We start from the raw sequence: 14,520 nt of genomic DNA on the forward strand, positions 1-14,520 counted from the left end.
ACCGAGGCAAGGAGAACCGCCGTGTCCCACAGCACGGTGCCTCGGACCGACACCGAGGCCGCAGCGAAGGAGAACCCCCCGGCGGCGCACGGCGGCGCCACCGGGGCCGTGAAGAAACCACCCGCCGGGAAGCTCAGCCTCCGGCTGAGGCTCAGACGCGACCGCGTCCTGCTGCTGATGACACTGCCGGCCATCCTGCTGGTGCTGCTCTTCAACTATGTGCCGATCCTCGGCAACGTCGTCGCGTTCCAGGAGTACGACCCCTACATCAGTGACAACGGGGTCGTCTCCATCCTGCACAGCCCCTGGGTGGGCCTGGAGAACTTCCAGCGGATCTTCGAGGACTCCGCCTTCTGGAACTCGGTCCGGAACACCCTGGTGCTGTTCGTCCTCCAGCTCGTGCTGTACTTCCCGATCCCCATCCTGCTCGCGCTGCTCATCAACAGCGTGGTCAGGCCGCGGGTGCGGGCGATCTCGCAGGCCGTCCTCTACCTGCCGCACTTCTTCTCGTGGGTGCTGGTCGTCGCCGTCTTCCAGCAGTTGTTCGGCGGCGCCGGGCTGCTCTCCCAGATCCTGCGCGACCACGGGTACGACGGGCTCAGCCTGATGACCGACCCGGAGACCTTCAAGTTCCTGGTCACCGCGCAGAGCGTGTGGAAGGACGCCGGCTGGGGGATCATCGTCTTCCTCGCCGCGCTGGCCTCGGTCAGCCCCGACCTGTACGAGGCCGCCGCGATGGACGGCGCCAACCGCTGGCGCCGCATGTGGCACGTCACGCTGCCCGCGCTGCGCCCGGTGATCGCCCTGCTGCTGGTGCTGCGCGTCGGCGACGCCCTGACGGTCGGCTTCGAACAGATCCTGCTGCAACGCGACGCCGTCGGACCGGGAGCCGCGGAGGTCCTGGACACCTTCGTGTGGTGGAACGGTGTGCGCAACCAGGACTTCGGCTACGCGGCCGCCGCGGGGCTCGTCAAGGGCGTCATCAGTCTCGGCCTGGTCCTGATAGCGAACAAGGTGGCCCACCTCATGGGCGAGCAGGGGGTGTACAAGAAGTGACCGCCGTCATCGACAAGCCCGCGCGGACTCCCGGCCGGTGGGCGGCTCCGCCCCGGCCGGTGTGGGAGGAGGCGCCCAGCCGGGCCGGACTCGCCGGCAAGGGGCTGGTCCTGCTCCTCGCCTGCCTGGCCATCCTCTTCCCGCTGTGGATCGTCGTCGTCACCAGCCTGTCCTCACGGAAGACCATCGACGAGGCGGGCGGGCTGGTGATGATCCCGAAGGACATCACCTTCGTCGCCTACCAGGAACTGCTCAGCGGCGGCCAGGTCACCCGCGCCACGCTCGTCAGCATCGGCGTCACCCTCGTCGGCACCCTCTTCTCGATGGCGGTGTCCGTGCTGTGCGCCTACGGACTGTCCCGCAGCGGCTCCGTCGGCCACCGCTGGATCCTCATGGTGCTGCTGGCCACGATGTTCTTCAGCGCCGGCCTCATCCCCACCTATCTGCTGGTGCAGTCCCTGGGCCTGACGGACAGCTATCTCGCGCTGATCCTGCCCAGCGCGATCAGCGTCTTCAACATCCTGGTGCTGCGCGGCTTCTTCATGGGCATCTCGCAGGAGCTGATCGACAGCGCCCGCATCGACGGCGCCGGGGACCTGCGCATCCTGTGGCAGATCGTGCTGCCGCTCTCCCGCGCGGTCGTCGCGGTGATCACGCTGTTCTACGCCGTCGGCTACTGGAGTGCCTGGTTCAACGCCTCCCTGTACCTGAACGACCAGGACATGCTGCCCCTGCAGAACGTCATGATCCAGCTCGTGCAGAAGCAGGAGGCGCCGGTCGGTCTGGGGCAGGCGATCAAGACCGGTGAGCTGTCCGGTCTGGCCGTGCAGATGGCCGTCATGGTGATGGCGCTGCTGCCGGTGGCCGTGTTGTCGCCGTTCGTCCAGAAGCACTTCAAGAAGGGGATGCTCACGGGGGCGGTCAAGGGCTGACCGCCCTGCCCTGCCGGGGGCCGCGTCGTGCTTCTTCGGCCGCGGGTCCGTTGCGGCCGGCCGCGCGGTTCCCCGCGCCCCTGAGGTACTCCGCTCACCCCCGACCACGAGGTCCCCCATGCCCAGTTTGAACGACGCCACCCGCGGCCGCCTCCTCTACGGCGGCGACTACAACCCCGAGCAGTGGCCCGAGGAGGTCTGGCACGAGGACGTCCGCCTGATGAAGGAGGCCGGCGTCAACTCCGTCACCCTCGGCGTCTTCTCCTGGTCGAAGCTCGAACCCCGCCCCGGGGAGCGGGACTTCGACTGGCTGGACCGGCTGATGGACCTGATGCACGACCACGGCATCGGCGTCGTCCTCGCCACCCCGACCGCCTCCCCGCCGCCCTGGATGGGGCACCTCCACCCGGACACCCTGCCCCGTGACGCGGAGGGCCGGACCGAGTGGTGGGGCGGACGCCAGCACTTCTCGCACTCCAGCGCCACCTACCGCCGCTACGCCGCCGCCCTCACCGAGGACCTGGCCGCCCGTTACGCCACCCACCCGGCCCTCACGATGTGGCACATCAACAACGAGTACTGCACCTACGACTGGGGCGACGAGGCCGCCGCCCGCTTCCGCGACTGGCTGCGCCACCGCTACGGCTCCCTCGACGCCCTCAACACCGCCTGGGGCACCGCCTTCTGGAGCCAGGGCTACGGCGACTGGGCCGAGGTGCTGCCGCCCCGCCACGCGCACTACCTGAAGAACCCCACCCAGGTGCTGGACTTCAAGCGCTTCACCTCCGACATGCTCCTGGAGTGTTACACCGCCGAACGCGACATCGTCCGCCGGCACACCCCGCACCTCCCGGTCACCACCAACTTCATGCCGCTGTGGGCCGGCCAGGACGCCTGGCGCTGGGCCGAGGAGGAGGACGTCGTCTCCGTCGACCTCTACCCCGACCCGCGCGACCCCCTCGGCGCCCAGAGCGGCGCCCTGGTCCAGGACATGACCCGCTCCCAGGCCCGCGGGCCCTGGATGCTCATGGAGCAGGCGGCCGGAGCGGTCAACTGGCGCCGGGTGAACCACCCCAAGCCGCGCGGCCTCAACCGGCTGTGGTCCCTCCAGGCCGTGGCGCGCGGCGCCGACGCCGTCTGCTGCTTCCAGTGGCGCCAGTCCCGGCAGGGCGCCGAGAAGTTCCACTCCGGGATGGTCGGCCACGCGGGCGCGCAGGGACGTACGTACCAGGAGGTCAAGCGGCTCGGCGCGGACCTCGCCCGGATCGCCCCGCACACCGCCGGCACCGGGATCACCGCCGACGTCGCCGTGCTGCACGACTGGCACTCCTGGTGGGCCGGCGACCAGGAGGCCCGCCCTTCCCACGAGGTCGACCACCCGCAGGTCCTGAGCGCCTGGCACCGCGCTCTCTGGCAGGCCCATCTGACCACCGACTTCGCCCACCCCGAACACGACCTGACCGGTTACCGGCTCGTCGTCGTCCCGCAGCTCTACCTCCTCACCGACGCGGCCGTCGACAACCTCCTCGCCTACGTACGCGGCGGCGGCACCCTCGTCTGCGGCTTCCTGACCGGCGTCGCCGACCAGGACGACCGGGTCCGGCCCGGCGCCATGGACGCCCGGCTGCGCGAGCTGTTCGGCATCCGCACCCTGCACGAGTGGTGGCCGCTGGACGCGGGGGAGACCGCCGACTGCGAGGGCGGCCTGCGCGGCACCCTGTGGTCCGAGGAACTGGAGCCCGACGGCACCGCCGACGAGACCGTCCGCTACCAGGGCGGGGAACTCGACGGACTGCCCGCCGTGCTGCGCAAGGGCCGCGCCTGGTACGTCTCGACGCTCCCCGAACCGGAGGCGCTGCGCGCCCTGCTGACCCGCGTCGCCACCGGCGCGGGCGTCCGCCCGGTGCTGGACGGACTCCCGGACGGAGTCGAGGCGGTCCGCCGCGGTGAGCTGCTGTTCCTGCTCAACCACGACCGCGAGCCGGTCACCGTCGACGTCCCGGGAACCCACCACGACCTGCTGACGGAGGACACCGTGACCGACCGGATCACCCTCGGCCGCTACGGCGTGGCGGTGCTGAGGCCATGAGCGCCACGCCCGTCCACGGAACCTGGGAACCGCGGCCGGCCGCCCGCTGGGAGGACGCCTTCCTGAGCGGCAACGGCCACCACGGCGCCCTCGTGTTCGGCGATCCGGACGACGACCGGACCGTCGTCACCCATCACACCCTCGTCCGTCCGGGCGAGGGCGCCGGCCACAACCGGCTGCCGCCCCGGCTCGCCGGCGGACTGTCCGACCTCCAGGACCGGCTGCTCGCCGGCGACGCGACCGCCGCCGAGGACTTCACCGACGGCCGGCCGCTGCAGTGGGTGCAACCCTTCCACCCGGCCTTCCAGGTCCGCGTGCGCCGCCCGGACGGCGACCCGGACCCGGGCGGATACCGCCGTACGCTCGACTTCGCCACCGGCGTCGCGGAGGCGACCCGCGCCGGCTGGACCAGCCGGGTCTTCGTCTCCCGCGCCGACGACGTGATCGTCCAGCACGTCACCGGCCCCGGACTCACCCTCGACGTCTTGCTGGACCACCGGCTCCCGGGCGCCCCCACCGGCCTGGGTGTCGGCCACGGTGCCGTCCTCACCCCCGAGGGCGCCCTGCTCAGCCTGCGCGCCCGCTACCCGGGCAGTGACCTCGCCTGCACCGGCGTCACCCTGGTCGCCGTCACCGGCGGCCGGACGGCGCTCGCCCCGCCGGGCCTGCGCGTCGAGGGCGCGCGGTCGGTGCTGCTGCTCACCCGGGTGCGGCGGCACACCGGGGAACTCGACGTGGTCGCCGAGGGCCGCGCCCTGCGCGATCTGCTCACCGACGCCCCCGGCACCCCGTACGACGGCCTCCTCGCCCGCCACCTCCCCCTGCACCGCACCGCCTACGAACGCGTCACCCTGGACCTCGCCGCCGACCCGGACGAACGCGCCCTGCCGGGCTCGGAGCTGCTCACCCGGCCGCGCAGTGCCGCCCTGCTCGAACGGCTCTTCGCGGCCGGCCGCTACCACCTGCTGTCCTCCAGTGGCCTGTTCCCGCCCCGGCTCACCGGACTGTGGACCGGTGACTGGGACACCGCCTGGTCCGGCGCCTTCACCCACGACGCCAACCTCAACCTCCAGACCGCCTCCGCCGCCGCGGCGGCCCTCCCCGAGGTCACCGGGGCGCTGGCCGCCCTGATCCGGCGGCAGCTGCCCGACTGGCGGGACAATGCCCGCGCGGTCTTCGGCACCCGGGGCGTGGTCGCGCCCGCCCACAGCGACGGCGAGTCGGGGCACTCGTACCACTTCAGCCGCGCGTACCCGCTGCACCTGTGGACCGCCGGCGCCGACTGGCTGCTCAAGCCCCTCGTCGACCACGACGAGACCCGCGGCGCACGCGACCCGCACACCGCCACCGCGCTCGCCGAAGTCGCCTTGTTCTACGAGGACTTCCTCACCCGCACCGACAGCGAGGGCCGGCTGGCCGTCGTCCCCTCCTACTCGCCCGAGAACCGGCCCGCCAACGCGAGCTGGGGCACCGTCAACGCGGCCATGGACCTCTCCGCCGCCCGCCACGCCCTCCTGACCGCCGCCGCGTACCACCCGGAGCACGCCGACCGCTGGCGCGCGCTCGCCGACCGGCTGCCCCCGCACCGGATCAACGCCGACGGCGCGCTCGCCGAGTGGGCGTGGCCCGGACTAGAGGACTCCTACGACCACCGCCACCTCAGCCACCTCTACGGCGTCTGGCCCCTGGACGAGATCACCCCCTACGACACCCCGGACCTGGCCACCGCCGCCCACCGCGCCCTGGAACTGCGCGGTGCCGAGAACGACTCCGCGCACGGCCACCTGCACCACGCGCTGATCGCGGCCCGCCTCCGGGACGGCGAGCGGGTCGCCCACGCGCTCGGCCAGGTCCTCGACGGCGACTTCTTCCACGCCTCCCTGATGAGCGCGCACTACCCGCACCGCCACGTCTACAACGCCGACGCCGCCCACACCCTGCCCGCCGTGCTGATCGAGGCGCTCGTGCAGTCCACCCCCGACCGGCTGGTCCTGCTGCCGGCGCCCCTCCCGGCGTACCCGAGCGGCGAACTGCGCGGCATCCGCACCCGCTTCGGTGCCGAGCTCGACCTCACCTGGTCCCCGGACGCGATCACCGCCGTCGTCCGGCCGACCCGTACCCACCGCATCGACCTGTGGACTTCCGCCGGCGCCGAACCGCTCGACCTGGTCGCCGGAGAAGACCGCGTCCTCACCCCGAAGGCGCGGTGACCCCCGCAATTCCCCCCACCCATGGAAGGAAAGCCATGGCACCAAGCACCTTGAGCAGGATCACCAAGGTCCTGCTGGCGCCCGCCCTCGCGCTCGGCGCGACGGTCGGCCTCGCCTCCGCCCCCGCACACGCCGCCGTCTGGAACTCCTGCGACCAGTGGGGCAACACCAGCCTCAACGGCTACACGCTCTACAACAACATCTGGGGCTCCGGCGCCGGCGCCCAGTGTGTCTGGGCCAACTCCGGCACCAACTGGGGCGTGTGGGCGAACCACCCCGACACCGGCGGCATCAAGTCCTACCCGAACGCCAAGAAGGTGATCAACAAGTCGATCACCTCCCTGTCCTCACTCACCAGCAGCTACAACGTCACCGTCCCGTCCTCGGGCGCGTACAACACCTCGTACGACATCTGGGACACGGACTACGACTACGAGATCATGCTCTGGGTCAACTACAACGGCGCCGTGGGCCCGCTCGGCTCCTCGCAGGGCACCGTGAGCCTCGGCGGCCACACCTGGAACGTCTACAAGGGGAACAACGGCGCCAACGAGGTCTTCTCGTTCCTGCGCACCTCGGACTCGAACTCCGGCACCGTCGACATCCTCCCGGTCCTCAGGTGGATCAAGGACACCAAGGGCTGGATGGGCAACGAGACCATCGGTGACGTGCAGTTCGGCTACGAGATCACCTCGTCGTCCGGCGGTCTCGACTTCCGCACCAACAACCTGACGGTGTCGGGCGGTTAGGCACCGCGTCTCCGCGCCGCCCGCACCGGTCGTCCGGTGCGGGCGGCCTTTGGCGCTGTGGCGCCGTGGATGACGGCGGGCGGGTGGACTACTGGGCGGGTGCCGGGCCCGAGCTGGCGCGGACGGTCAGTTCGGGCGCGATCAGCACGACCTCGTCGCCGCCCCGCCCGTCGAGCTTGGCGACCAGCTGTTCCACGGCGAGCCGGCCCATCTCCTGCGCGGGGACGGCGACCGACGTCAGCCGCACAGAGGCCTGTACGGCGACCTGCTCCGGGCAGATCGCGACCACCGAGACGTCCTCGGGCACGGCCCGGCCCTGCTGCCGCAGCAGGGCGAGCAGCGGTTCCACCGCCGCCTCGTTCTGCACGACGAAGCCCGTGGTGCCGGGGCGTTCGTCGAGGATCCGGGCGAGCGTCACGGACATCGCGTCGTACCCGCCCTCGCAGGGCCGGTGCAGCAGCCGCAGCCCCAGCTCCCGCGCCCGGCCGCGCAGTCCGTCCAGGGTGCGCTCGGCGAAGCCGGTGTGCCGTTCGTAGACCGCCGGTGCCTCGCCGATGACGGCGATGTCGTGGTGCCCCCGCTGGGCGAGATGCTCCACGCACAGCGCGCCGGTGGCCTTGAAGTCGAGGTCGACGCAGGTCAGGCCGGTGGTGTCGGCGGGCAGACCGATCAGCACCGCCGGCCGGTCGGTCTCCCGCAGCAGCGGGAGGCGCTCGTCGTCGAGTTCGACGTCCATCAGGATCATGCCGTCGGCGAGTCCGCTGCCCGCGACCCGGCGCACCGCGTCCGGGCCCTCCTCACCGGTGAGCAGCAGTACGTCGTACCCGTGGGTGCGGGCCGTGGTGGCCACCGCGATGGCGATCTCCATCATCACCGGCACGTACATGTCCGTACGCAGCGGGATCATCAGCGCGATGATGTTGGACCTGCTGCTGGCCAGGGCGCGGGCCCCGGCGTTCGGGTGGTACCCGAGTTCGCGGATGCTCCGCTCGACCCGCTGCCGGGTGTTCACGGAGATGGACCGCTTGCCGCTGAGGACATAGCTCACCGTGCTCGCGGAGACTCCGGCGTGCTGGGCGACCTCGGCGAGGGTGACCATCCAGTCTCCAAGCTTGTGAAGCGCTTCGACAATGCGCGCGATGTGCAGGGGGTGGGTGAGGGTGATCCGACAGTAGCCTCACAGGCTGACGGGTGTCCATAGGCTGTCGAAGCGCTTCGACAGCTTTCTCCGGAGCCGGGTCGGACCGAAGGAGGTGCCGAAGGAATTGTCCCTCACCCCCGCCCGCCCTCCGAGCGCGGGAGGGTCGGCCGTACGGCCGCACGAAGGGTGGCGGAGCGGCTACGAATCGGGTACATACGATCGGGTAGCACCAGTCGGTAATGTAATGACACCGTCCCCTTCGCGGCGAGGTGAGCCTCATGTCCGCAACACCCGAGTCACCCCCGTCCCCGTCCCGGCCCACCGTCACCGAACGTGAGGCCCGCCAGGTGGCGGAGGCCGCCCGGGAACAGGACTGGCGCAAGCCCAGCTTCGCCAAGGAACTGTTCCTCGGCCGCTTCCGGCTCGACCTGATCCACCCCCATCCCCTCCCCGCCGACGAGCACGTCCAACGCGGCGAGGAGTTCCTCGCCAAGCTCCGCGACTTCTGCGAGACGAAGATCGACGGTGCCCGGATCGAACGCGACGCCCTGATCCCCGACGACGTGATCACCGGGCTCAAGGAGCTCGGCGCCTTCGGCATGAAGATCGACACCAAGTACGGCGGTCTCGGCCTCACCCAGGTGTACTACAACAAGGCCCTCGCCCTGGTCGGCTCCGCCAGCCCGGCGATCGGCGCGCTGCTCTCCGCCCACCAGTCGATCGGCGTACCGCAGCCGCTGAAGATCTTCGGCACGCGGGAGCAGAAGGAGACGTTCCTGCCGCGCTGCGCCCGCACCGACATCTCGGCCTTCCTGCTCACCGAGCCCGACGTCGGCTCGGACCCGGCGCGGCTCGCCACCACCGCCGTACCCGAGGGCGAGGAGTACGTCCTCGACGGGGTGAAGCTGTGGACCACCAACGGCGTGGTCGCCGACCTCCTGGTGGTCATGGCGCGCGTACCGAAGTCCGAGGGCCACCGGGGCGGCATCACCGCGTTCGTGGTCGAGGCGGCCTCCGAGGGCGTCACCGTGGAGAACCGCAACGCCTTCATGGGCCTGCGCGGCCTGGAGAACGGCGTCACCCGCTTCCACCGGGTCCGCGTCCCCGCCGCCCACCGCATCGGCGAGGAGGGCCAGGGCCTGAAGATCGCCCTGACCACGCTCAACACCGGCCGGCTGTCCCTGCCCGCGATGTGCGTCGGGTCCGGGAAGTGGTGCCTGAGGATCGCCCGCGAGTGGTCGGCGGCCCGGGAGCAGTGGGGCAAGCCGGTGGCGCTGCACGAGGCTGTCGGCTCCAAGATCGCGTTCATCGCGGCGACCACCTTCGCCCTGGAGGCCGTGGTCGACCTCTCCTCGCAGATGGCCGACGAGGACCGCAACGACATCCGCATCGAGGCCGCCCTCGCCAAGCTGTACGGCTCGGAGATGGCCTGGCTGATGGCCGACGAACTGGTCCAGATCCGCGGCGGACGCGGCTTCGAGACCGCCGAGTCCCTGCGGGCGCGCGGCGAGCGGGCGGTCCCGGCCGAGCAGATGCTGCGCGACCTGCGCATCAACCGCATCTTCGAGGGTTCCACGGAGATCATGCACCTGCTGATCGCGCGCGAGGCCGTCGACGCCCACCTCTCGGTCGCCGGCGACCTGATCGACCCCGAGAAGTCCCTCGGGGACAAGGCGAGGGCGGGCGCGGGCGCGGGCCTCTTCTACGCCAAGTGGCTGCCGAAACTCGTCGCGGGCCCCGGACAGCTCCCCGGCTCCTACGGCGGGTTCAAGCACGGCATCGACCTCTCCCCGCACCTGCGCTACGTCGAGCGGACCTCCCGCAAGCTGGCCCGCTCCACCTTCTACGCCATGTCCCGCTGGCAGGGGAGGATGGAGACCAAGCAGGGCTTCCTGGGCCGGATCGTCGACATCGGCGCCGAACTGTTCGCCATGAGCGCCGCCTGCGTCCGCGCGGAGCTCCTGCGCGGCCGGGGCGAGAACGGCCGCGAGGCCTACCAGCTCGCCGACGTCTTCTGCCGCCAGGCCCGCATCCGCGTCGAGGAACTCTTCGGCCGCCTGTGGACCAACACCGACGACGTCGACCGCAAGGTCGTCAAGGGCGTGCTCTCGGGCACGTACGCGTGGCTGGAGCAGGGCGTCATCGACCCCTCGGACGACGGCCCCTGGATCGCGGACACCACACCCGGCCCGAGCACCCGGGAGAACGTGCACCGTCCGGTCCGCTGACGACGCGTGACACCACGGCACTGAAGGGAGGGCGACCCGCACCCGGTCGCCCTCCCGCCTCCCGTCGCGATCCGCCAACTCCCTTGCCGCCGGGGCTTTTTCCTGTTTTGCGGGCCGTGTCCCGGGGCCTTGAACGTTTACTTACCCTTCCTTGCCGTTCCCTGTTCGGATCTTGCCTCGTTCGTTGCGGTCGATGGCGAAAGGTGGATGACCTCCCACACCCGATGAGGGGTCATCCGCATGTCTTCCCACCACATACGCACGGCTGTCGTCTCCGTGATCACCGCCCTCACGGCCGTCACGGCGACCGCCTGCACCGCCACCGCCTCCGCCTCCCCGGACGGCACGTCCCAGGAGACCCCGCACTGGAGCTACGAGGGAGCCACCGGCCCGGAGTACTGGGCCTCGCTCAGCGAGGACTTCGCGGCCTGCGGGAAGGGCCACGAACAGTCACCCGTCGACCTCGACGAGGACGTCGCCGTCGAGACGGACACACCCGTCACCGTCCACTACCGACCCGTCACCGCGGACATCGTGAACAACGGCCACACCGTCCAGGCCAATGTCTCCGCCGGCAGCGACATCGTCGTCGACGGCACCACGTACCGGCTGCGGCAGTTCCACTTCCACCTCCCCAGCGAGCACACCGAGGACGGTGAGCACGCGGCCATGGAGATGCACTTCGTGCACGAGGACGACAAGGGCGAGCTCGCCGTCCTCGCCGTGCTGATGAGGGCGACGAAGGGCCACTCCGCCTTCACGGACCTGTGGAAGCACCTTCCGGCCGAGGAGGGCGGGCAGAGTCACCTCACCCGGCCCGTCGACCTCACACGGTTCCTCCCCGGCGACCGCGACCAGTACCGCTACGAGGGCTCCCTGACCACCCCGCCCTGTACGGAGGGCGTCAAGTGGACCGTGCTGGAGAACCAGGTGCGCGTCACCCCGGGGCAGGTCGCGGCGTACCGGGAGCTGTTCCCGAAGAGCAACCGTCCGGTCCAGCCGCGCAACGACCGCGAGGTCGACCACATCGACCGCTGACCGGCGAGGTGGGAAGGACGGCGGATCATCGGGCTGGAGCACGGGGCATCGGGCCGGAGCACGGGTCATCGGGCTGGAGCACGGGGCATCGGGCCGGAGCACGGAGCATCGGGCCGGAGCACGGAGCCGGGCTGCCGGGGCGGGGCCCCGGCAGCGGTCACGACCCGACACAATGGGGTCCATGACCGACGCTCCAGCCCCCCTCGCCGACCCGCACCTCGTCTACGACCCCGTGGCGGGAGACGGACCGAAGGACGTGGTGATCCTCGGCTCCACCGGGTCGATCGGCACCCAGGCCATCGACCTCGTGCTGCGCAACCCCGACCGCTTCCGGGTCACCGCCCTGTCCGCCCACGGCGGCCGGGTCGCCCTCCTCGCCGAGCAGGCCCGCCGGCTGCGGGTGCGTACGGTCGCCGTCGCCCGCGAGGACGTCGTACCGGCGCTGCGCGAGGCGCTCTCCGCGCAGTACGGGGCGGGGGAGCCGCTGCCCGAGGTCCTGGCCGGGAAGGACGCGGCCACCCAGGTCGCCGCCTCCGACTGCCACACCGTCCTCAACGGCATCACCGGTTCCATCGGTCTCGCCCCGACCCTCGCCGCCCTGGAGGCGGGCCGCACCCTCGCGCTCGCCAACAAGGAGTCGCTCATCGTCGGCGGACCGCTGGTCAAGGCCCTCGCCGAGCCCGGTCAGATCATCCCGGTCGACTCCGAGCACGCCGCCCTCTTCCAGGCGCTGGCCGCCGGCACCCGCGCGGACGTCCGCAGGCTCGTCGTCACCGCCTCCGGCGGCCCCTTCCGCGGCCGCACCAAGGAGGAGCTGGCCGACGTCACCGTCGAGGACGCTCTCGCGCACCCCACCTGGGCCATGGGACCGGTCATCACGATCAACTCCGCGACCCTCGTCAACAAGGGCCTGGAGGTCATCGAGGCGCACCTGCTGTACGACATTCCCTTCGACCGCATTGAGGTCGTCGTGCACCCGCAGTCGTATGTCCACTCGATGGTTGAGTTCACGGACGGATCGACACTGGCCCAGGCGACGCCCCCCGACATGCGCGGGCCGATCGCCATCGGCCTCGGCTGGCCCGAACGGGTCCCCGACGCCGCCCCGGTCTTCGACTGGAGCAAGGCGTCCACCTGGGAGTTCTTCCCCCTCGACAACGAGGCCTTCCCCTCGGTGGACCTCGCCCGGCACGTCGGCGAGCTCGCGGGAACCGCCCCGGCGGTGTTCAATGCCGCGAACGAGGAGTGCGTGGAGGCGTTCCGCGCCGGCACGCTGCCCTTCGACGGGATCATGGAGACCGTCACCCGGGTCGTCGAGGAACACGGCACCCCCGCGACGGGAACTTCACTGACCGTGTCGGACGTCCTCGAAGCGGAGACCTGGGCACGGACGAGGGCCCGGGAACTGACCCACCGGACGGCGAGCGCGGAGGCGCGTGCATGACGACCCTGATGTTCATCCTCGGCATAGTCGTCTTCGCGGCCGGCCTGCTGTTCTCGATCGCGTGGCACGAGCTGGGCCATCTGTCCACGGCCAAGATGTTCGGCATCCGCGTGCCCCAGTACATGGTCGGCTTCGGCCCCACCATCTGGTCGCGGAACAAGGGCGAGACCGAGTACGGCGTCAAGGCGATCCCGTTCGGCGGCTACATCCGTATGATCGGCATGTTCCCGCCCGGCCCCGACGGCAGGCTGGAGGCCCGCTCCACCTCCCCGTGGCGCGGCATGATCGAGGACGCCCGCTCCGCCGCCTTCGAGGAGCTCAGGCCCGGCGACGAGAAGCGCCTGTTCTACACGCGCAAGCCGTGGAAACGGGTCGTCGTGATGTTCGCGGGCCCCTTCATGAACCTGATCCTCGCGGTGGCGCTGTTCCTCACCGTGCTGATGGGCTTCGGCATCCAGCAGCAGACCACCACCGTCAGCTCGGTCTCGCAGTGCGTGATCGCGCAGACCGAGAACCGCGACGACTGCGAGAAGTCCGACCCCCAGTCCCCGGCCGCCGCCGCCGGGATGAGGGCCGAGGACAGGATCGTCGCCTTCGGCGGCGTCCGGACCGACGACTGGGACACCCTCTCGGACCTCATCCGTGACAGCGCCGGCAAGCAGGTGCCGATCGTCGTCGAACGCGACGGCCGGGAGGTGACCCTCCAGGCGAAGATCGCGACCAACATGGTCGCCAAGAAGGACGGCAACGGCGCCTACGTCGAGGGCGAGTACGTCAAGGCCGGCTTCCTCGGCTTCAGCGCGGCCACCGGCGTCGTCAGACAGGACTTCGGGGACTCCGTGGTCTGGATGACCGACCGGGTCGGCGACGCCGTCGACTCCCTCGCCGCCCTGCCGTCCAAGATCCCCGCCCTGTGGGACGCGGCCTTCGGCGACGGCCCCCGCGAACCCGACTCCCCGATGGGCGTCGTCGGCGCGGCCCGGGTCGGCGGCGAGATCGCCACCCTCGACATCCCCGCCTCGCAGCAGCTCGCCATGTTCGTGATGCTGCTCGCCGGCTTCAACCTCTCCCTGTTCCTGTTCAACATGCTCCCGCTGCTGCCGCTCGACGGCGGACACATCGCGGGCGCCCTGTGGGAGTCGCTGCGCCGCAACCTCGCCAAGGTGCTGCGCCGCCCCGACCCCGGCCCGTTCGACGTGGCGAAGCTGATGCCGGTGGCCTACGTGGTCGCGGGGATCTTCGTCTGCTTCACGATCCTCGTCCTGATCGCGGACGTGGTGAACCCGGTGCGGATCTCGTAGCCCCGGGGAGCGTCACCCGCCGTTCACGATGGCCTGGAACCCTTTCGTTCCGGGCCATCGTCCTTTGGGCGGGTTTACGACCGTGATGTGCTCGGGCGTTGGCCGTTGCCGTAATCTCGGAGCCCGGAGCCCGCTGCTCACGGGGAGCCGGACCTAGATCCACGACTTGGGGTTGTACAGCAGATGACTGCGATTTCTCTCGGCATGCCGTCCGTTCCGACCAAGCTCGCCGAGCGGCGGAAGAGCCGGCAGATCCAGGTCGGATCCGTGGCGGTGGGCGGGGACGCCCCGGTGTCCGTGCAGTCGATGACGACGACGCGCACGTCCGACAT

Annotated in this window: 10 protein-coding genes and 1 pseudogene; 10 read left to right on the forward strand and 1 reads right to left on the reverse strand. The window is 71.0% G+C overall.

The annotated features are described in order from the left end of the window. Positions 1 to 21: 21 nt before the first annotated feature. The 5 genes from ACF1DX_RS28420 (at position 22) to ACF1DX_RS28440 (ending at position 7,036) form a co-directional block, all read left to right on the forward strand. Positions 22 to 1,056 (forward strand): ABC transporter permease, encoded by a 1,035-nt coding sequence (locus ACF1DX_RS28420; protein WP_391793971.1) that lies wholly within the window; start codon positions 22 to 24, stop codon positions 1,054 to 1,056. Then, the gene (locus ACF1DX_RS28425) at positions 1,053 to 1,988 is read left to right on the forward strand and encodes a carbohydrate ABC transporter permease (RefSeq protein WP_030865974.1); all 936 of its coding nucleotides are present in this window, start codon (positions 1,053 to 1,055) and stop codon (positions 1,986 to 1,988) included. The genes ACF1DX_RS28420 and ACF1DX_RS28425 overlap by 4 nt, the downstream gene beginning before the upstream one ends. A gap of 118 nt (positions 1,989 to 2,106) precedes the next feature. Further along, positions 2,107 to 4,077: a beta-galactosidase gene (locus ACF1DX_RS28430; protein WP_391793972.1), complete on the forward strand. Its 1,971-nt coding sequence runs from the start codon at positions 2,107 to 2,109 to the stop codon at positions 4,075 to 4,077. After that, a complete protein-coding gene (locus ACF1DX_RS28435; RefSeq protein ID WP_391793973.1) occupies positions 4,074 to 6,287 on the forward strand; it encodes a glycoside hydrolase N-terminal domain-containing protein in 2,214 nt (737 codons plus the stop codon). The genes ACF1DX_RS28430 and ACF1DX_RS28435 overlap by 4 nt, the downstream gene beginning before the upstream one ends. Before the next feature lie 35 nt (positions 6,288 to 6,322). Beyond that, positions 6,323 to 7,036, forward strand: a complete 714-nt coding sequence (locus ACF1DX_RS28440) for a hypothetical protein (RefSeq protein WP_391793974.1) — start codon at positions 6,323 to 6,325, stop codon at positions 7,034 to 7,036. An 88-nt stretch (positions 7,037 to 7,124) separates the two neighbouring features. Here the strand turns inward: ACF1DX_RS28440 and ACF1DX_RS28445 are convergent, their stop codons facing one another. Next, positions 7,125 to 8,135, reverse strand: coding sequence for a LacI family DNA-binding transcriptional regulator (locus ACF1DX_RS28445; protein ID WP_030865960.1), 1,011 nt, complete (start codon positions 8,133 to 8,135; stop codon positions 7,125 to 7,127). A 320-nt stretch (positions 8,136 to 8,455) separates the two neighbouring features. Here ACF1DX_RS28445 and ACF1DX_RS28450 point away from each other — a divergent pair, with 320 nt between their 5' ends. The 5 genes and pseudogenes from ACF1DX_RS28450 to ACF1DX_RS28470 form a co-directional block, all read left to right on the forward strand. Beyond that, complete coding sequence (locus ACF1DX_RS28450) at positions 8,456 to 10,405, forward strand: acyl-CoA dehydrogenase family protein (protein ID WP_391793975.1); 1,950 nt, start codon at positions 8,456 to 8,458, stop codon at positions 10,403 to 10,405. Between the two features lie 240 nt (positions 10,406 to 10,645). After that, positions 10,646 to 11,443, forward strand: a complete 798-nt coding sequence (locus ACF1DX_RS28455; RefSeq protein ID WP_391793976.1) for a carbonic anhydrase — start codon at positions 10,646 to 10,648, stop codon at positions 11,441 to 11,443. 181 nt (positions 11,444 to 11,624) lie between these two features. Further along, on the forward strand, positions 11,625 to 12,887 hold the full coding sequence (gene dxr, locus ACF1DX_RS28460; protein ID WP_391793977.1) for a 1-deoxy-D-xylulose-5-phosphate reductoisomerase: 1,263 nt from the start codon (positions 11,625 to 11,627) through the stop codon (positions 12,885 to 12,887). A gap of 8 nt (positions 12,888 to 12,895) precedes the next feature. Then, on the forward strand, positions 12,896 to 14,188 hold the full coding sequence (locus tag ACF1DX_RS28465) for a M50 family metallopeptidase (protein ID WP_391793986.1): 1,293 nt from the start codon (positions 12,896 to 12,898) through the stop codon (positions 14,186 to 14,188). A gap of 183 nt (positions 14,189 to 14,371) precedes the next feature. After that, positions 14,372 to 14,520 (forward strand): annotated as a pseudogene (locus tag ACF1DX_RS28470) (4-hydroxy-3-methylbut-2-en-1-yl diphosphate synthase); the annotation flags it as partial.

It is taken from the genome of Streptomyces sp. NPDC014676, from assembly GCF_043084105.1.
Taxonomy (GTDB): domain Bacteria; phylum Actinomycetota; class Actinomycetes; order Streptomycetales; family Streptomycetaceae; genus Streptomyces.